At 37.0% G+C, this 19,596-nt stretch carries 20 protein-coding genes; 12 read left to right on the forward strand and 8 right to left on the reverse strand.

The genetic code is table 11. The features are described 5' to 3' along the window. Window positions 1–51 precede the first annotated feature (51 nt). Both sppA and H6G59_RS02150 read right to left on the reverse strand, forming a co-directional pair. The gene (gene sppA, locus H6G59_RS02145) at window positions 52–873 is read right to left on the reverse strand and encodes a signal peptide peptidase SppA (RefSeq protein WP_190711516.1); all 822 of its coding nucleotides are present in this window, start codon (window positions 871–873) and stop codon (window positions 52–54) included. A gap of 379 nt (window positions 874–1,252) precedes the next feature. After that, complete coding sequence (locus H6G59_RS02150; RefSeq protein WP_190711517.1) at window positions 1,253–1,549, reverse strand: hypothetical protein; 297 nt, start codon at window positions 1,547–1,549, stop codon at window positions 1,253–1,255. Window positions 1,550–1,913: 364 nt separating this feature from the next. Here H6G59_RS02150 and H6G59_RS02155 point away from each other — a divergent pair, with 364 nt between their 5' ends. The 4 genes from H6G59_RS02155 to plsY all read left to right on the forward strand — a co-directional run bounded on the left by H6G59_RS02155 (window position 1,914) and on the right by plsY (window position 5,347). Further along, a complete protein-coding gene (locus H6G59_RS02155) occupies window positions 1,914–2,699 on the forward strand; it encodes an MlaE family lipid ABC transporter permease subunit (RefSeq protein WP_190711518.1) in 786 nt (261 codons plus the stop codon). Between the two features lie 64 nt (window positions 2,700–2,763). After that, a complete protein-coding gene (locus H6G59_RS02160) occupies window positions 2,764–3,150 on the forward strand; it encodes a DUF3119 family protein (RefSeq protein WP_016953469.1) in 387 nt (128 codons plus the stop codon). Window positions 3,151–3,234: 84 nt separating this feature from the next. Further along, window positions 3,235–4,503: a DUF3086 domain-containing protein gene (locus tag H6G59_RS02165; protein WP_190711519.1), complete on the forward strand. Its 1,269-nt coding sequence runs from the start codon at window positions 3,235–3,237 to the stop codon at window positions 4,501–4,503. A gap of 163 nt (window positions 4,504–4,666) precedes the next feature. Further along, the gene (plsY, locus tag H6G59_RS02170; RefSeq protein WP_190711520.1) at window positions 4,667–5,347 is read left to right on the forward strand and encodes a glycerol-3-phosphate 1-O-acyltransferase PlsY; all 681 of its coding nucleotides are present in this window, start codon (window positions 4,667–4,669) and stop codon (window positions 5,345–5,347) included. A 242-nt stretch (window positions 5,348–5,589) separates the two neighbouring features. Here plsY and H6G59_RS02175 read toward each other — a convergent pair whose 3' ends face one another. Next, window positions 5,590–7,074: an ATP-dependent nuclease gene (locus H6G59_RS02175; RefSeq protein WP_190711521.1), complete on the reverse strand. Its 1,485-nt coding sequence runs from the start codon at window positions 7,072–7,074 to the stop codon at window positions 5,590–5,592. A 216-nt stretch (window positions 7,075–7,290) separates the two neighbouring features. On the opposite strand from H6G59_RS02175, the gene der reads away from it, so the two are divergent. Then, complete coding sequence (gene der / locus H6G59_RS02180) at window positions 7,291–8,655, forward strand: ribosome biogenesis GTPase Der (protein WP_190711522.1); 1,365 nt, start codon at window positions 7,291–7,293, stop codon at window positions 8,653–8,655. Window positions 8,656–8,714: 59 nt separating this feature from the next. Next, on the forward strand, window positions 8,715–9,644 hold the full coding sequence (locus H6G59_RS02185; protein WP_190711523.1) for an energy-coupling factor transporter transmembrane component T family protein: 930 nt from the start codon (window positions 8,715–8,717) through the stop codon (window positions 9,642–9,644). Between the two features lie 28 nt (window positions 9,645–9,672). On the opposite strand, the gene H6G59_RS02190 is transcribed toward H6G59_RS02185, so the two are convergent. Continuing rightward, a complete protein-coding gene (locus H6G59_RS02190; protein WP_190711524.1) occupies window positions 9,673–10,551 on the reverse strand; it encodes a hypothetical protein in 879 nt (292 codons plus the stop codon). A 1,735-nt stretch (window positions 10,552–12,286) separates the two neighbouring features. Here H6G59_RS02190 and speB point away from each other — a divergent pair. The 4 genes from speB (at window position 12,287) to H6G59_RS02210 (ending at window position 15,786) form a co-directional block, all read left to right on the forward strand. Further along, window positions 12,287–13,330, forward strand: a complete 1,044-nt coding sequence (gene speB / locus H6G59_RS02195; protein ID WP_190711525.1) for an agmatinase SpeB — start codon at window positions 12,287–12,289, stop codon at window positions 13,328–13,330. A gap of 286 nt (window positions 13,331–13,616) precedes the next feature. Then, window positions 13,617–14,978, forward strand: coding sequence for an NAD(P)/FAD-dependent oxidoreductase (locus H6G59_RS02200; protein ID WP_190711526.1), 1,362 nt, complete (start codon window positions 13,617–13,619; stop codon window positions 14,976–14,978). A 149-nt stretch (window positions 14,979–15,127) separates the two neighbouring features. After that, window positions 15,128–15,373, forward strand: a complete 246-nt coding sequence (locus tag H6G59_RS02205; protein ID WP_190711527.1) for a hypothetical protein — start codon at window positions 15,128–15,130, stop codon at window positions 15,371–15,373. Further along, the gene (locus H6G59_RS02210; RefSeq protein WP_190711528.1) at window positions 15,370–15,786 is read left to right on the forward strand and encodes a PIN domain-containing protein; all 417 of its coding nucleotides are present in this window, start codon (window positions 15,370–15,372) and stop codon (window positions 15,784–15,786) included. The genes H6G59_RS02205 and H6G59_RS02210 overlap by 4 nt, the downstream gene beginning before the upstream one ends. Here H6G59_RS02210 and H6G59_RS02215 read toward each other — a convergent pair. Beyond that, window positions 15,732–15,989, reverse strand: a complete 258-nt coding sequence (locus H6G59_RS02215; protein ID WP_190711529.1) for a DUF4926 domain-containing protein — start codon at window positions 15,987–15,989, stop codon at window positions 15,732–15,734. The genes H6G59_RS02210 and H6G59_RS02215 overlap by 55 nt on opposite strands. 206 nt (window positions 15,990–16,195) lie before the next feature. Between H6G59_RS02215 and H6G59_RS02220 the strand changes: the two genes are divergently transcribed. Next, on the forward strand, window positions 16,196–16,738 hold the full coding sequence (locus tag H6G59_RS02220) for an REP-associated tyrosine transposase (RefSeq protein ID WP_190711530.1): 543 nt from the start codon (window positions 16,196–16,198) through the stop codon (window positions 16,736–16,738). Window positions 16,739–17,437: 699 nt separating this feature from the next. After that, on the forward strand, window positions 17,438–17,848 hold the full coding sequence (locus tag H6G59_RS02225) for a hypothetical protein (RefSeq protein WP_190711531.1): 411 nt from the start codon (window positions 17,438–17,440) through the stop codon (window positions 17,846–17,848). A 365-nt stretch (window positions 17,849–18,213) separates the two neighbouring features. Here the strand turns inward: H6G59_RS02225 and H6G59_RS02230 are convergent, their stop codons facing one another. Genes H6G59_RS02230 through H6G59_RS02240 form a run of 3 tightly spaced genes read right to left on the reverse strand, consistent with a single transcriptional unit; the run spans window position 18,214 to window position 19,410 of the window. Further along, window positions 18,214–18,462 carry a DUF4926 domain-containing protein gene (locus H6G59_RS02230; RefSeq protein WP_190711532.1) on the reverse strand — a complete coding sequence of 83 codons (249 nt, stop codon included), beginning with the start codon at window positions 18,460–18,462 and terminating at the stop codon, window positions 18,214–18,216. A gap of 22 nt (window positions 18,463–18,484) precedes the next feature. After that, window positions 18,485–19,171 (reverse strand): DUF6883 domain-containing protein, encoded by a 687-nt coding sequence (locus H6G59_RS27195; protein ID WP_242038753.1) that lies wholly within the window; start codon window positions 19,169–19,171, stop codon window positions 18,485–18,487. A 41-nt stretch (window positions 19,172–19,212) separates the two neighbouring features. After that, window positions 19,213–19,410 (reverse strand): hypothetical protein, encoded by a 198-nt coding sequence (locus H6G59_RS02240; protein WP_190711533.1) that lies wholly within the window; start codon window positions 19,408–19,410, stop codon window positions 19,213–19,215. Between the last annotated feature and the right edge of the window lie 186 nt (window positions 19,411–19,596).

Below are 19,596 nucleotides of genomic sequence, written 5' to 3' on the forward strand. Positions count from 1 at the left end.
TTGTTAATTTTTAATTCCCCCCTGGGGTACTAGTGACTATTGACAATTTATTTACGGTCGATACAACCACAAGGGTAAACCACTAGTAGATATTTCAAACTCGAGCCAATCAATTCCAGCCCCAATTCTGGAGTTCACCAGACGGCTCCCTGGTAGAACTCGACTCAATAATGGTTTACGTTCTTCTAGCGTATAGCAAGGAGTTTTCTCTGGATCAAGTCCTACTAATTCCGCAGTCCAGCGACGTGCATCTTCTTCTGTTCCCAGACGGTCTACAACGCCCAAATTTAAGGCTTGCTCTCCCGTAAAAATCCGGCCATCAGCGAAAGTTTTCACGGTTTCTACATCCAAAGACCTGCCCTCAGCTACTGTTTGCACAAATTGCTGATAACTGACATCAATCAACTGTTGCAGGATATTCTCTTCTGCTGCTGTCAATTCTCGGTCAAAGGACAAAATATCTTTGTAAGGGCCAGACTTAATCACCTTAAAGGACACACCAACTTTTTCCAGTAAGCGTTCCAGGTTATTCCCACGCAAAATCACACCAATACTGCCTGTAATCGTGCCTGGGTTTGCCATAATGTGTTCGGCTCCCATTCCGATATAAACGCCGCCCGAAGCCGATATATTGCCAAAACTAGCGACAATTTTGGTTTTTTTCTGCAACCGCCTCAGAGCGCTGTAAATTTCTTGGGAATCTCCTACTGTACCGCCAGGACTATCAATGCGTAGCAGTAAAGCCGGAAACTTCTTTTCTTCTACGGTTTTTAGAGCTTCTAATACCCGTTTGCGTGTAGCACTGGCGATCGCACCAGTAATCTCAATCCGAGCAATTTGTTTCCGAAATCTGGGCGAAAAAGGCCAAACCATGAGCAATCTCATCACCTATGAATGAACTTAATATAAAATGCCCAGCGGTCAGACGACCTCCCTAATCGTGAGCAGGCATGGGACTATTTAAAATCTTAAGGAAAATTTTAGATTTTGTGTAGAGTTTCATTTGCTATATTTCTTTATGAAGGAGTGTGTATTGAAATTACCAATTGTCAACTGGTGTTGGCAAAGATAGTAAGAACAGGCAATTTGCACTACAAAAGATGGTCTTGAGTTACTAATGACTAAGACTTGTGATGGCGTATAAGTAATTATCGAAAGGAACTCAAATCAGAGTTAAGAGCAGCAGACTAGTTTTTGGGAAGATGAGTTTTCCTGTAACTCAATCTACACCTGATGAAAGCATTACCAGTACTTAGGAATCAATGCGGAGAATTTGACCCCGATAGTAAGCATAGATATCAAACAGGCCGCCCACAAAACCGCAGGTGAGACTAATGACAAATAGGCCATTGAGGGGGCTACCAGTGCCAAAAGTGGCGAGAAAATGGAGAATCAGAGTGGGAATATCGTCAGTTACGCCTTGTAAACCAGGAATGTAGCCAAATAGGCATAAGAAGACTAATATACTGCCGACTAAGAATATAGGAGCGATAAAACTAAAAACGGTCGTGAGTAGTAGGGAGCAAAGAAAGTTGGTAAATATGCTCATTATCAGGCAAGCTCCGGGAGTATGTAGACGATGGCTGAACAGATGCACGTCATCTTCTACAATAAGTGCGATCGCTCCTGAACAGCGAAGATGTCAAAAATCTTAAGTTTTCATTAAAAGCAATTCCTACTCGTTCCCTAAAATGCTCCGGCTAAATTAAAGGACTTATAAGCCCTGAAAACCTTGATAAATCAAGGTTTTATTTTCAAAAAATTATAAATAATTAGTTGCAATACGCTTAAGAAGAGCTTAATTTTCTGAGAGAGTCTTTAAACTAACTTAATGTTTGGGCAACACCTTCGGGAGTTAGGAAATTAGGGAGTTAGGGAGGTTTATGATAACTGAATAATTGATCACTGAATTAATGACTAAATCCAGTTTAGGAGCATGGAGTCAGCGATTGCTGGCAGCGATTTTTTTAGGTGGACAAGTAATAGTTCACCTCCTCAAAGGCAAAATCCATCGGCGTAACACCTTAGAGCAACTAGCAGCAGTTGGGCCAGATTCCCTATTTATTGCCTTATTGACAGCCGTTTTTGTCGGTGCAGTCTTTACAATTCAGGTAGCGCGGGAATTTATCAACTTTGGTGCAGGAAACCTTGTCGGCGGTGTTTTGGCGGTAGCCTTAACCAGAGAACTTACACCAGTACTGACAGCAGTAATTTTAGCGGGAAGGGTTGGTTCTGCCTTTGCAGCCGAAATTGGTACAATGCGAGTCACAGAGCAAATAGATGCCCTGTTGATGTTAAAAACTGACCCAATTGATTATCTAGTTATCCCCCGTATTCTTGCTTGTTTATTAATGCTGCCCATTTTAACCCTTCTGTCCTTAGTCACCGGCATGACTGGGGGATTGATAATTGCCACCAACGTTTACAATCTTTCAGATACAGTTTTTTTAGACTCAGCCCGTAACTTTCTCGACATCTGGGATATCTGTAGCGCCATGATTAAAGCAGGCTGTTTTGGTGTTTTAATCGCCACCATTGGTTGCAGTTGGGGTTTAACCACCACAGGAGGAGCCAAAGGTGTGGGACAATCAACCACAACAGCCGTCGTCACAGCCTTGCTGATTATCTTCGTTAGCAACTTCTTTCTTTCTTGGTTAATGTTTCAAGGAACAGGTGGTGGATTTACGCCAGGGATATAACGACTCACTTTTAACTACTAAAATAGAAGATTCATGTTTACTAACAAAGCAGGAGATCAAGATTGTGATTAGTTCATCTGTGCCGAATACCACCGCTACTGTGGAACTCAAGCCAAGTTACAATATCCCTGTCGTCTTGGTGCTGGCTGCTATTCCACTACTGCTAGTACAACCTTGGGTAGGAGGAGTGTTCACAATTTTTGGCTTGTTTCTCATGTTTCAAGCTGTCACACTGCGGTTGCAATTTACCGCCACCGACTTTGATATTTACCGGGGAGAAAAGTTAATTAGGCGTTTTCCTTACCAAGAATGGCAAAATTGGCGAATCTTCTGGAATGGATTTCCCATTCTGTTTTACTTTAAAGAAGTCAACAGCATTCACTTTTTACCGATTTTATTTGACCCCAAAGCCTTAAAATCTTGTTTGGAACAGCGTTGTCCACGTATTTAGTGGTGAATGATGATTTTCTCTTCGTCTTGAGCGTCTCCCCTGCCTTCGATATTATTCGTTTCCTAGGAATTACACTATATATTTATGAACCCAGAGGAATCTCAAACTCCAGAATCGATTGATGATTGGTGGGAAGAAACACCAGAAAAAATTTCTACAGGTGAAACACCGGAAAACCTAGCTGCTGATTTATTGCCGGCAACCGAAACCCTAATTCCATCCGGTGAACCACAAGCAGATGATGTATCTTTGGAGTCACCAGTAGTCAACATAGCAGCGGAACCTTTAACAGTAGAACCAACAGAAGAGTTCAAAGGTGAAGTAGAAACTGCGGTGCTGGAGTCAGAATCAGAACTTAATTCACTATATGTACAAGCTGCACACCGAGTCGCCGAGTTACAAGCAACTGAGACAGCGCTAAAAGCAGAAATTGTTCAACTCCAAGCTACTTACAAAAATCTTCAAGGACAAGTTAGTGAAACTCAAACTGCACTCTCGAAAATGGTGCAAGAGTCTCTATTGCTGTTAGAACAACGTAAACAAGCGTTGCAGATTTCTGTCGAGCAACTAGAACGACGACAAGAACGCATTCGTAATGAAATGCGAACTACCTTTGCGGGAACATCTCAAGATTTAGCAATTCGGGTACAGGGTTTTAAAGACTATCTCACAGGTAGCTTACAAGATTTAGCAGCCGCAGCAGAGCAACTGCAACTAGTTCCGGCTGTGAAGGAACGGGAAAAACCAGCAGTCAAAGAAGCGAAACCTGCTGAACAACAACCCCCGACACTGCAACTAGCTCAACAACAGTTTCAAGAGACAACTAAACAAATTCGCCGTTTAATTGACCAATACCGCAACCAACCCGATTATTATGGCGCTCCGTGGCAATTAAGGCGGACTTTTGAACCAATTCACGCAGAACGAGTTTCTAATTGGTTTTTCACTTTGGGGGGACGGGGTGCTTTACGGACAATGGGTAGCCGCTTGCAGAATATCTTGATTGCGTCGGCGGCAATTTCCATATTACACAAACTACATGGAGAGCGGGTGCGTACTTTAATTTTAGCCAATACACCAGAACGTTTAGGTGAATGGCGACGCGGTTTACAAGATTGTTTGGGAATTGGTCGTCCCGATTTTGGCCCTGATAGAGGTGTAGTTTTGTTTGAAGCACCGACGGCTTTAGCCCAGAAAGCAGATAGATTAGTTAAAGCCAATGAATTGCCTTTAATTATTATTGATGATTCTGAGGAGCAAATTAGCCTAGGTTTGCTACAATTCCCTCTCTGGTTGGCTTTTGCACCTGACCCAAAAACCATGAGAGATAGAGATTATGATGATGAGTTTTAATTAGTCATTGGTCATTGGTCATTGGTCATTGGTCATTGGTCATTGGTCATTGGTCATTGGTCATTGGTCATTGGTCAAGATATTCCACTCTAGACTAGTGACCAACTAATTAAGAATTACGAATTACGAATTACGAATTACGAATTACGAATTACGAATTATTATGGCTATTTGGTTAAGTTTGTGTGGGGCGGTTGTTTTAATAGCTTACTTATTGGGTTCTTTCCCTACCGGATATCTGGCCGGGAAGCTGTTAAAAGGAATTGATATTCGGGAAGTTGGTTCTGGTTCAACGGGTGCGACTAATGTACTGAGGACTTTAGGGAAAGTTCCAGGGGCATTTGTGTTATTAATTGATGGTTTGAAGGGAGTTTTAGCAATAAATCTAGTTTATGTTTTATGCAATCTTGCTCCTAGTTATAATTTAATTCCGTTAACTATCAATTTAGAAATTTGGCAACCTTATTTAGTAACTTTAGCTGGATTTGCTGCCATTTTAGGACACAGTAAATCTATTTTTTTAGGCTTTACTGGTGGTAAGTCTGTGGCTACTGGTATAGGAATTTTGTTAGCATTAAGTTGGCAAGTTGGTTTGTCAACAATAGGAGTTTTTGCTGTTGTTATTACCATATCTAGAATAGTGTCTTTGAGTTCTATTGCTGGTGCTGTTGCTGTTTCTATTTTGATGGCAATTTTCCATCAACCTTTACCATATATACTTTTTGGTATTGCTGGAGGTTTATATGTTATTATTCGTCACCGCAGTAATATTGAGCGATTAATTGCGGGTACAGAACCGAAAATTGGGCAGAAGGTAGAGACGGAAACTGAACAAACGGCATAAAATATAAATATCAGATAATTGTGGGATATTCTGATGGTTAAAGTAACCACAGATAAAAAACTTTAGCCTCCAGGGAATTAATTCCCCGGCTAATAGCGAAAGTCGGCTTAAGCCGACTCAAAGAGTTTAGAAAATTTCGGGAATAATAAACGTGGAAAATTCCCTCAAAAAAATTACCATAATGTCTTTGTAGCGACTTTATTAACCTGTTCGACATTTAACTTGCATAACGTCCTACTACTTTACCTTTGCAGCCAGCCTTTTAAAAATCCTTCTAAACTTCTAAAATTTTCTTTTGCATATATAAATTTACAAATTTCAGTTTTAAAAATATCCTCTGAAAGTCCTTGTTCTTCTGCACATTTTCTTAGAACACTAAATAATCCTTTAGCATTTTTATCATTGTTTGATCTTGGATCATTCTTGTAATCTATCAAAATAGAATCAATACTTCTGGTTTGAAAATATGTATCTCCTAGTGCTTCAGCAAATGTCGCATCAGGTATATCAATCAATTTCATTTTCAAGAACTTCTCTATACTTTTTATAGGAAGATATTGTTTTTGCAAACCAGAATACTTAGGAATATTTCCATATTTTCTTTCACATTCATCTTTTATATCTCCATCAAAAATAGAAGAAATTTTACACGCGTGTCCAGCCAATTTAGAAGTATTTAACTCGTAGTGCATTAGGAGAACTTGCTCCCAACCACCACAAGGTATCACTTTTATAAGCTTACTAAAGCCAAGATGATTATTTTTGATGATCTCTTCAACAATATACTTGGCAAGTTCATCTTCAACAAGAAAAATAAAATCGAATCCATCGTTTGTGTATAAACTCCTGGTTGCATAAGCTGGATAGCATGGATTTATTAACTTAATATTGCCTGATATATCTCTTTGTATATGATAAATTCTCTGAGGTTTAATATTGTTAAGAATTTGGATAGAGTGAGTTGCAAAATATATACAAAAACCGTGGTTTTGGGAAATCTCATTGAGGAATGAAAATAATCTTACTTGTGCAGAGGGATGAAGAGCGAGTTCAATTTCATCAATTAAAATGAGGCTCTTATCATCAATTTTTCTCCTAAACTTGTGATTAATTGTTTCGTGAATAAAATTTAGTAATCCGATTAATAATAACTCTCCAGAACTCATGAAAAACTGAGCGAACCAATGTCCTTCTCTTTCAATAAAGTATGGTTGTCCTTCAAAGCGATATATTTCTTGGGCAAGTTTTTTTGTTTTAATTTTTTTTAAACCGGAATAGAATTGTTCATCATTTCTCAAGATTTTTCCTAAGTTAGTTATAATGAAAATGTTTGCATCACGTAATTCAAATTCTTTTACAGGATAATCTCTATTCCAGATCAATCTGTTAACATCAGAAAACCTTGAACCAAACATAAAACTACCCTCAAAAAATCCATGAAAAATTATCCCTTCGTCTTTTTGATGAGAAGGTTTCCATCTTCCTGACTTCTTAATCCAGGTATTTTCTTTACCATTAAATTTGAATGTGATTTCACTATTTTCATCACCAATAACTTTAAATAATGTCCTTAAAGCATTCTTAGATACTAGCTGAGATAAAGCTGAGAAGATGGTGCTTTTACCAACTCCATTTTCACCTGTAATCGCATAAACACCCTCTTCAAAAGGAAGTTTTATTGAAAACTGCTTAATGTTTCTAAGATTCTTAATTTCAAGCTCTATCATTTACCGCAAAATTATCATTGAATTACATATTTTGGGTATTCTAACGTAAAAAGGTGTTTTATAATTAACATCTTTTTGATAATAATGAAAATCACATAAATAATTAAATTTGCTATAATCTCAAAATATGATATGATAAGTAGTTCTCCAAAACAGTGCTGGGTGAAGAACGTAGATAGAAAACTCAGCACATCTACACACTCAGCACTCTGGTTTATGGCACTGCCAATTATTGCAATTATCGGCCGCCCAAATGTGGGCAAATCCACCTTAGTTAATCGTCTCGCCGGGGATCAAACGGCGATTGTCCACGATGAACCGGGTGTAACGCGCGATCGCACTTATCGACCGGCATTTTGGAACGATCGCGATTTTTTAGTAGTAGATACAGGCGGTTTAGTCTTTAACGATGACACCGAATTCCTGCCATTAATTCGCCAACAGGCATTAATCGCACTCAGAGAAGCTTGTGCAGCGATTTTTGTCGTAGATGGTCAAACAGGCCCCACACCAGCAGATGAAGAAATTGCCGGGTGGTTGCGTCAACAATCGGTTCCTGTGTTACTGGCTGTAAACAAATGTGAATCTCCAGAACAAGGCGCAATGCAAGCTAGTGAATTTTGGCAGTTGGGGTTAGGTGAACCATACCCGATTTCCGCGATTCATGGTAGCGGTACAGGGGAAATTCTGGACGAGTTACTAGTTCACATTCCCGCAGTTACGGAAGTAGAAGAAAATAACGAAATTAAAGTCGCCATTATTGGCCGCCCCAATGTCGGCAAATCCAGCTTATTAAATGCATTTGTTGGGGAAGAAAGAGCGATCGTCAGCCCTATTTCCGGTACAACTCGTGATAGTATTGATACAGTCATCGAACGAGCAGGGCAAACCTACCGCTTAATTGACACCGCCGGCATTCGCAAAAAGAAACACATCGATTACGGCACAGAATTCTTTAGCATTAACCGCGCCTTTAAAGCAATTCGCCGCGCCGATGTGGTTTTATTGGTTATAGATGCCGAAGATGGAGCCACCGAACAAGACCAAAAATTAGCTGGGCGAATCATCGAAGAAGGTCGAGCTTGCATTATCGTAGTTAACAAATGGGATGCCGTCGAAAAAGACTCATACACCATTTATGATTACGAAAAAACCCTAGAAGGACGGTTACATTTTACCGAATGGGCAGAGATCATCTTTGTGAGTGCCGTCACAGGACAACGGGTAGAAAAGATTTTAGAATTGGTGAATAAAGCAGCAGAGGCACACAAACGCCGTGTTACCACTTCCGTAGTTAATGAAGTCCTCACAGATGCAATTAGCTGGCATTCTCCACCAACTTCACGAGGCGGTCGTCAAGGTAAGATTTATTATGGTACGCAAGTAAGTACCCAACCGCCAACTTTTGCCCTATTTGTCAATGATGCTCAACGGTTCAATGACAATTATCGCCGTTATATTGAAAGACAATTTCGCAAACAATTAGGGTTTGATGGGACTCCGATTCGTTTATTCTGGCGGAGTAAAAAAGTCCGGGATGCGGAAATTGGCAATCTCAATCGAGCAACTCGCGTAAAATAGTATTCACTGGTCATTTGTTCATGACCAATGACCAATGACCAATGACCAATGACTAAAAAATGGATTTACTGCGATCGCTCCCACTTGGGCTATACTTAGAAAACCCGCAAACTTGGCTACATAAACTCGACCCGCGAGTCAAGTTAATTTGGTTATTAAGCTTTCTCACCAGCTATGTTGTTGCTAACAACTATTGGCGGGTGCTATTGGTACTACTGCTGATTACTTTTACGGTATTTGCCAAAATTCCTTTGCGAGTGTGGCGGCAACAAATGGGCTGGCTATTGATTCTATCATTTATGGTATTAGCAATTGGTGCTATGAGTCCTGATGGGCTGGGTGTAAGTTATCAGCCACGCTTACCCGCAACGGAACAAGTTTTAACTCCGCCTGCAAATGGTGAGAAAACAAAAGAGAGTCCCAAATTAGCAGATAGGAATAAAGAATACAGCTATGTGCTGTTTCATCAAGGCCCAATTAAAGTAAATCGCCGTTCCTTAGATTTAGCAATTAGCCTCAGTACTATTGTTTTTACCTTAATTTACAGCACTAACTTATATCTGCTAACAACCGCACCAGAAGAAATCACCTCTGGAATGGAAAGTTTAATGCAACCTCTGCGAAGGTTTAAGATACCAGTTACAGAAATTACTCTAACTTTAACTTTATCTTTGCGATTTATTCCTTTAGTTTTAGAAGAAGTCCAAAATCTAGTGCGTTCTGTGATGACTAGGGCAATTAATTGGAAAAAGCTAGGATTAAAAGGGGGAGCTAAAGTTTGGTTAATTGTGATTGAACGACTTTTAGAAAATCTGCTCTTGCGTGCTGATCAAATGGCAAATGCAATGATGGTACGTGGTTTTACCAGTCCGAATGAACATCAAGTCAAATGGCAAGATTTAAAATTGAGAACAGGGGACTGGTTAGCGATCGCAATTTTAATTGTATTTTGGGGATTAAGAATTGCCTTTGGAACGGAAGTCTCATGATCAAAATACAGCATAATTGGGGGTAAGTCTATTCTGCATTTACCCAAAAGTCAGCAGTATTAACTTTTCCATTACGGTTAAATTGCATCCACATTTTATAGGTTCCTTTTTGGGGTAATTTGGTTTTAAATTCGATTACTCCATCGGTGGTATTTTTGAGTGCATGAGCGTGGATATAATCGGCTGCTGTCAGAGGTGAGGAACTTTTGATAATTACTAAATGTCCTTTCTCACCCAGATATGGCTGTAAGTCTTTAATTGGTTGATTGTTGCTGTCTTTTAAATCAAATTTAAGAGTAATATCTTGTCCGGGTTTGATGTTTTTTTCAGAAATATCGAGATTAATTTTGGTGTTAGATATAGTTTGGCTTTTTTGAAATTTCTCTAAACTTTTGGGAAGGGGAACTGAACCAGGAATAGAGATATTCATTAAAGATACTCTCTCTTTTTGTTCCGCCGGTTTATAATCACTAAATATGGTATATTCTCCCGGTTCAGGAAATTTAGGACTGACTTTAAAGCTGCCATTCTCTTGATATTCTGGATGAATATGCTCGAAAAATCTCAAATCATTGCTAACTACAATTAAATGCATTAGCTTTTCCTGGAAATTGTCAAATTTAGTAACTGGTTTTCCAGCGGAATCTTGAATATCTATAACTAGATTCGTAGGCTGATTGGGAACTAGATTTTTAGGTGCAGTCAACTTAGCTTTTGTAATCGTTTTTGAGTTATTTTCCTGATTTATATGTTCTATTGAATGTCCCTCATGTTCACTCATGGAATTTTTTTCATTATTCATTTTTATACTAGGTGAAACTTTTACTTCACTAGATTGATTTTCTGAGGAACAGCTTGCAATTAACAAAGTTGTCAGCATGAAAATACTTGTTAAAAACCGCTTCATTTTTTGTCTTCTCTCACTCAAAAAGTTTACTGGTTTATGCTCAATAGGACTTACTAATAGATTTAAAGTCTTATTTACCCACACCTCATACCCACAATACTTCTAAAGTAGAGGTAAAAGCTGTCATTAAAATAGCATTAAGTCTTTCCCAAGAGCCTTTAATTAAAACTTATTTTAATCATATACCTTCAGGCAACTTCCTGTTGTAATTTTCCACCAGGAGCAAAAAACCCTTATGCGTAGATACACCAAATTTTGTCATCCATAATTCTGTCACTAAATATCTTGGCATAAGCTTTAAGTAACAATACCATGCAGAAATATTACTTAATAAATTTATTATAGTAATATTTATTGCTCTTTATTGAAAATAGATACTTCTTCCTTAGGATCTCCATCATCCCAAATCCATACATAATCTACCATTTGAACTAATAAACTGCCAAATGATTACGACTAAATTATACTAATTTATAACTTAGTGATAATATTGTTTTAAAAGCTGCTCATTTGGATTTTTAATCTTTCTTTGGGTAGTAGATATAGACAAATTTTTAAAAAGTGTAGTCACTATCATATTTAGGAATAATTAGATACCCACTCAAGGAAGATGACTATAAAAAATAATAGCAGTAAATTAATTTTGGTGTGTCGAAATAACTGCTTTCTATGGAGGTTTAGCCGAGCGCTAAACCTTTTTATTAACTTAACAATTAGACCCTAATAACGATAGTGAGAATATTGCTATGCTCAATAAATTGGCTTAGTTATGGTATCGTTTTTTATTTTTATTCAAGACTTACTATTGCACTTAGCCTTGATTTTAAGTAATCATCATTTTTAGAGAACCCTGGGTAATCTCATCTAGAATTTATTGAAGATGAAGAGATATTTTTAGGTAGCTGTCCTCAAAGAAATCCTTAACAGGTTCTATAAATTTTGTATACATCCTATAGGTAGATGTCGTAAAGTTGAAGTCAGTCTAAATTAACTAGATATGGTAAACACTTGGTATATATATAGGCTTGGTTCACAACCAAGCCTTTTTCGTATGTAATACAATTAGCAATTTGAAAAATGATTACGACAGATGGAACGCCCAAAAGCTTATCTGGCAATTATTCAACAAGCAAATATCCGAAATTTAAAATTTATAATGGTATAATTAGCAGCTATTAGCACTATTTACGAGATAAAAACTTTTTATAATATTGAAGTTAAAGTGATATTAGATAGCAGCTTTTAGACAATTTGTACACACCTTATAGAGAGATGAACAACATCAAAAGAGAGGTTAAATTAGCTATATATGGTAAACACCTGGTATATACAAAGGCTTGGACTAACGCCAAGCCTTTTTCATGCCTAAAGCATATACTTATGTATTTTTATACTAAAAAAATAGCTTATCAGTTTTTGGGGTATTTGGACACATCCTCTAGGAAGATGATCTGCAAGCAGACTAGAACTAAATTAATTTAGTACGTTGTTAAGCACAGCAATTATAGAGGTTTGGTTTACTCCCAAACCTTTTTTTTAATAATCAGTAACTGTAATTAGTAGTGTTTTCTAAATCACCTCTTGCACTTGGTACAATAATTGTAGAGTGGGTAATACCTAAAAACCTAATTTATAGATATTGGCAATTTTAAGTTGATTAATAGTCAATGCTGCTACAATGCAGATGTTAACTAAGCAGGGTTTTCTCTGCTGATGTAAATCTAGAACATGAGCAATGAATAATCAACTTCAAGACTACAATCCTAGTGGGATAGCTGAAATTAATGGGAATCTATTGGGTTTACCATTTGATTATGATTCTGCAAACTTAATTGTCTTTGCTGTACCTTGGGAAGTTACCGTTTCTTACGGTGCTGGAACAGCCAACGGACCACAGAGAATTCTTGATGCTTCACTGCAAATAGATCTATTCGATTTTGATCATCCTGATGGCTGGAAACAGGGAATTTTTATGTTAGAAATTCCCCAAGATATTTTTGAAAAAAATAACTACTACCGTCAAGAAGCAGCTAAAATTATTGAACGACAAGCCCAAGGAAAAGCACTGACAGATACACCTGATTTAACTCCTGTGCTAACAGCAATTAATCAAGCAGGTGAACAGGTTAATCAATGGCTGTTTACCCAATGTCAAACAGCGATAAATCAGGGTAAGCAAGTCGCTGTGATTGGTGGTGATCATAGTTCACCATTGGGTTATTTCCAAGCCTTAGCCACTAAATATGAGAATTATGGTATTTTGCATATAGATGCACACGCAGATTTACGTGATGCCTATGAGGAATTTGAATTTTCCCATGCATCTATCATGTTCAATGCGATGAAGATACCGCAAATTTCTAAATTAGTACAAGTGGCTATAAGAGATATTTGTCAAGATGAAGTAGATATAATTAACAACTCAAACGAGCGCATTATTGCTTATTATGAACCGGCAATTAAACAAAAGTTATATGCGGGAATGACTTGGATTAATTTATGTCAAGAAATAATTAGTCATTTACCAGAAAATGTGTACATTAGTTTTGATGTCGATGGTTTAGATCCCAAACTTTGTCCCCATACAGGTACACCAGTTCCAGGGGGATTGGAATTAGAACAAGCTTATTGTTTATTCCGAGAATTGGTGAATAGTGGCCGAAAGATTATTGGTTTTGATGTCTGCGAAGTCGGTGATGCTGAGTGGGATGGTAATGTGGGTGCGCGAATAGTTTATAAGTTGGCGAATTTGCTGTTTTTATCGCAAATAAAAATCTAGATACTGTTCTAATTTTATTTTGGTGATAAGTTTAGGGTTGGGATCAGAAATTGATGTTGACTTACTTTATAGATTGTAAACCATCCATCCAAACAAAATGTAGGTTGGGTTGAGAAAACCCAACATTAACTTCAAGCCTGTTTCCTTTTAATAATGAGCGATTAGTGACTTTAACTACTTTTATTATTTTTTCAATAGTTCTAAATAAACGGCAAAATACATTATAATTTTGTTACATCTTTGTTAAGAAAGGTTACACGTCTCTTAACAAAAGGAAATATGGTTTATGGCAGTTTCACGTGAGAAGAATGCACCACATCAGGTTGTTATCGTTGGTGGTGGCTTTGGTGGACTGTATACAGCAAAGGCTCTTGCTAAGGCAAATGTAAATGTTACTCTCATTGATAAACGTAACTTTCACCTATTTCAGCCACTTTTATATCAAGTTGCCACAGGTACGCTATCACCTGCTGATATTTCTGCACCATTGCGATCTGTATTCAGCAAAAGCAAGAATACAAAAGTGTTGCTGGGAGAAGTCAAGGATATTGATCCAAAAAAGCAACAAGTTATTCTGGGTGATCAAGTAGTCAGTTATGATACATTAATTGTTGCTACAGGTGCTAACCATTCCTATTTTGGTAAAGATAACTGGAAAGAATTTGCTCCTGGCTTGAAAACTGTGGAAGATGCGATAGAAATGCGTCGCCGGATATTTTCGGCATTTGAAGCAGCAGAAAATGAAACTGATCCTGAAAAACGCCGTGCTTTGTTGACTTTTGTGCTTGTGGGGGGTGGTCCAACAGGTGTAGAATTGGCAGGTGCGATCGCAGAATTGGCATACAAAACCCTGCAAGACGATTTCCGCAACATCAACACCTCAGAAACGAAAGTTGTACTATTGCAAGGGGGCGATCGCATTCTCCCACACATTGCACCAGAGTTATCCGCAGTAGCAGAAGTATCTTTGCAAAAGTTGGGTGTGATTATCCACACTAAAACCAGGGTGACAAATATTGAAAATGACATTGTTACTTTCAAACAAGGTAATGAAGTTCAAGAAATTGCCTCAAAAACTATATTGTGGTCAGCAGGTGTTCAGGGTTCACCAATGGGGAAAATTCTAGAAGCACGTGCAAATGTAGAATGTGATCACGCTGGACGCGTAATTGTAGAACCAAACTTGACTATCAAGGGTTATAAAAACATTTTCGTAATAGGAGATTTAGCTAACTTCTCCCATCAAACTGGTAAACCTTTACCTGGTGTTGCACCCGTAGCCAAACAACAAGGAGAATATGTAGGTGGACTGATTCAACTACGGCTTCACGGTCATACTTTGCCAGAATTTCATTACACCGACGTGGGTAGTTTGGCAATGATTGGGCAAAATTTAGCTGTTGTAGATTTAGGCTTTATCAAACTCACAGGTTTCATTGCTTGGGTATTTTGGCTATTAATTCACATCTACTTCTTAATCGAGTTTGATACTAAATTATTAGTTGTATTTCAGTGGGCATGGAATTATATTAGTCGTAATCGTCGTTCTCGATTGATTACAGGTCGAGAAGCTTTTGTAGAACCACAACCTATTAACAATAACAATCCTTATCAGGCTACAGAAACCAAGCAGCCAGTTAAGGTCTAGGATTTTTGCTTTGTAGTACCACTGCATTGAAATCTATCGACAAACCCGCCATTTCTCTCTACACTCTGGCGGGTTTTGCTATGTTATAATGTAAATGCACAATCATCTGCTAATAATTAAACTATTGTTGTCTAGTATTTAATAAAAATATGACTAATCTCTTACAACAAGCTTATGCTGTCGTCTCACGGCTACCTGAAGATGAACAGAATGAAATTGCTCAACTGATTTTCCAGCAATTAGCACAACGTCAACAACTATTGCATCCAAAAAATATAGATTTTATGCAATTTGCTGGTATTGCCAATTCTGAAGAAACTATACTTTTACAAAACCTCGAACATGAAATTGAAGAACAAAGATTACTAGACTTGCAAAGGCAAATTGATCTGTGAAAAAAGCTTTACTAGATACTAATATCCTCTCATATTTTCTGCGAGGTGAAGCACAAGTTGTCAAAAAATTCCGTGAATACCAACAATTTCACAGTTATCTAACTTTTTCTGTTCTTACCTACTACGAAATCAAAAGTGGATTGCTGTACAAAGATGCTAGGAATCTTTTGCAGCAGTTTGAAATTCTTGCCAATAGCAGCGAGATTTTACCCCTTGATATAGATACAGTTAATGTTGCAAGTATTATTTATCAAGATTTACGTCAGAGAGGTTTATTAATTACTCCCATTGACTTACTGATTGGAGCATCAGCAATTAATAATAAATGCGTTTTAATCACTGCCAATATTAAACACTTTCAAAATATCCCTAATTTAGAATATGAAAATTGGGTAGCACCTCCCACGTCATAAAAATGTAAAACCATAATTTGTTCTAGACGCAACCCAACAGATTCGTATGTTTGTCCATTACTATCGCTAAATTCTACTTCAAACGCAGCACCATCAGCTAATAATTCTACTATTGTACCAACTTGACCACGCAGCAAATTATATTCAGGTAAATCAATTGTGAGTGCTACTACATCTAATAATTTGGGTGTACCTTTACTCATTTTCTATAACCTCCAATATTTGTAGGTTGGGTAGAACGAAGTGAAACCCAACACCACCCACCAGGATATGATAATTAATGTTGGGTTTCCTTGCGTCAAACGCCATTCGCCCCAAGCCGGGAAACCCGTCCAAGGCGATGGCTCCCCAACCTACGGGGTAAAATCAAGATTATGAAAAACAACTTTAATCAAAGGATATTTATAGTATGGAATATCGCCGCGCCAAAGTGGCAGGAGGAACATACTTTTTTACAGTGGTGACAGAAAAAAGACAAAAAATATTATGTTTACCCAAAAATGTTTCTTTATTAAGAGATGCTTTTGGTTATGTAATGCAGAAACATCCATTTATTATAGATGCTATTGTTATTTTACCTGATCATCTCCATTGTATTTGGACATTACCAGAAAATGATCATGATTTTTCAACTCGTTGGCGGTTGATTAAAAGTTATTTTAGTCGTAAATGTGAAAATATTGTACCAGAAAATATATCTTTATATAGGCAAAAGAAGAAACAACGAGCAGTATGGCAGCATCGTTTTTGGGAACATTTAATTAGAGATGAAATAGATTTTAAAAATCATATTGAATATATTCATTATAATCCCGTGAAACATGGTTTGGTAACAGCGCCAAAAGATTGGGAATATTCAAGTTTTCACCGTGCGGTGCGTCAAGGTATTTATGACATGATGTGGGGTGCGGGTGAGGAAATCATTTTTGATGATGATATTGGTAACGAGTAGGTTGGGTTGAATGAAATGCAAACTAACATTAATCCCAACCTACTACTCATGCCTAAGTGTTTAAGGTAAATGTGTAAACTTGAGAATTATTGGACAGTCTAACCTCTAATGTATCATTACTTGTATTTAGCTCTAGCTTTTTAAATAGGATTTTTTTGTCAGAATTATATTCAAGACAGTTATCTTTTAAGGATGGGTTGTAGATAGTTAAATTCTCTGATTTAGTAAATGTTCCAGACATACAGCATCGTTTTACGTTGCAATTATTCAAGTTTTCCCACCAAAATTTAATTTTATCCCAATTGTCTTGGTTATTAGAAGCTTGGTTTTCCAAATTCCAGCAGTAAAGAGTCATAAATATTACCTCAGCAATCTATAGTTTCTATTTTATACACTACAGATCAGTCTTGGGGGTAGTAATACCCGGAAGTAGTAGTTCGCTAAACCGAAAATATACTTCTAAATTAACTTATTGGTGAAGGGTAGTTGTGCAATGGCGTGGGTGGTATATTTATTTCTATACCTCATGAAGCTCTAATCTGTTATATATGAGGTGTAAATCTTTTAATTTAACATTTGCTTATGTTTATATTGATAACATCATTAATTACTTTTTGTCTTCTTTTGATTTTGTCATTTGCTGTAGTTAATTTTCTAACCAAATTTATTTTCATCAATAAATATGTTTTTAATATATTTATGATTATCGTTACCTCTTTAATTGTCGTTCCACCAACGATTTGGATGTATCGAAATTTTAGTGGATTATACCATCCACTAGAAAAAACAAATCGTTGGGATAATCTAGATACTTTAACAAATTTTGTTCTTCTATGGAGTTTTGTAATTTTATCATCTTATGTTTTTTCTAAAATTTTAGGCTATATATATAAAATATTCAAAATAAATCTCAATAAGGAACAAGAAAAACAAAGCTCTTTATATGAATTTTTCTTTTTATTAATGATGCTGTATATAGTAGTCTCTATCTTTTCGACTATGGATTTTTTGAGTAGGAATCCAGTAGTGCTACAACAACCAGAATGTACTAGATGGGAGCCGTCAATTGGAAAAGGTCTTGGTAGGTATGTGAAGTGCGAGGATAAATAATGAAATACAATCTAAAATCAAATAAAATTTAACCGACTACAGGGTTTATAATATTTCTCAACTTTAACAAAATTAAATGGAAATGCCTATATGGACTACAGTAGCGTAATAAAAATCAATCTTGAGAAGTATAAAGCTGATCCTCTCAATGAATACTACTCGGCAATAGAAGATGCAATGGTCAAGTATAAGGCTAATCCTCCTGCTGGTGTCAGAGAAATGATGAAGGATGAAGGACATATACGAGAATGCGAAGATACAAATTATAACGATCCTTTACTTTTTGATGACAAACCTATTGATTTGGATGGATTGTTTAGTCCCGTAGGTTGGGTAGAACGAAGTGAAACCCAACCCACAATTACTTACGCTGTAACCATTTCTGGCACTAAATTAGGTGATGCTGGCTCAAAATATAACACCATAATTTGCTCTGGACGCAACCCAACAGATTCATAGGTTTGTCCATTACTATCACTAAATTCTACTTCAAACGCAGCACCATCGGCTAATAATTCCACTATTGTACCAACTTGACCACGTAACAAATTATATTCAGGTAAATCAACTGTGAGTGCTACTACATCTAATAGATTGGGTGCAATTTTACTCATTTTGTATAACCTCCAGATTTTATTATAATAAAGGATAGCAGGAAGTTAATCTGGGAATATCAAAACCAGGTTCAATAATCCAACCAGTGCGAATAATTCCACTTCTATTTTGCCATTCTAGAGTAAAGTCTAGTGTGTAGCGTTGTCCAAATTTATCACACCTATTCAAACTAACTTCTTGAGTTTTGACTTTTTCCAAAATAATCTGCCGCAATTCCTCAGCATTATCAGCAGTCATACCCAAAATTGATGAAAAAAGACGGGCTTTATCTTTACCTTTAGGATGTTCTGGATTGAGGCAATAGTCACGCAATTTACAAATGTCAACAACTGCATTTTCAGCATTGGGAAGGAGATTTAAGTTTAGTTTGATAATTTCTTCCGGGATGAATTCTTCCTCTTCAAGCTCAGACCTCAATACACGCTTTCCATCCCATTCCTTGGATCTCCACAATTCCTCAGTTTCTTCTTTGCCTTTAATACTTTCAAACTCTTCATAGACTTCAGCTTCAATAATCTCTTTTTGTTTAGCAAGTTTAGCAAGTGCAAGTCCACAGTCCTTGATGTCCTGTTCTACTGCTATCCATGTCTTTTTAATCTCTTCCTTAAAATTCTGTTGTTCATCCTCTTCAGTGGATTCTTTTAATCTTTTCTGAAGTTCGTTAATCTTTTGTACTAAGTCATTGGGTTTTTCCCCTGGATTTATCATAATTATTATTAAATCTAATTACTACTGTATTGATTTTAACATCAATTAGTCTGAGAACGCAAGGAAAGCAAAGATAAAAATTCCGCCAAATCAACTAAACCTTCAGCTTCATTTCTTTCTGCTAAAGTCAATTCTCCACCTGCATCTTGACGATCTAATAAAAATTGTAACCGCGCTTGCACTGCTTCAGGAAGTTGAAAATAAGTCAAACTAACGGGTATCTCAATTACTTCAGTCATATAATATTTACCTACAGGTTAGAAAAATCTTCTACAATGTTATTCAGTTTATTTGAATAAATTGCGATTAGATAAACGATTTTCACTGAAGGGGAGACAAAGAAGGCTGGAAACAGTACAGTGTAAAGAATGTGACGATTTATGGTAGAAAAAGATAGGTCAGGTATTGTCAATAAGACCTATCTA

The sequence above is a fragment of the Anabaena lutea FACHB-196 genome, from assembly GCF_014698305.1.
Classification (GTDB): domain Bacteria; phylum Cyanobacteriota; class Cyanobacteriia; order Cyanobacteriales; family Nostocaceae; genus Anabaena; species Anabaena lutea.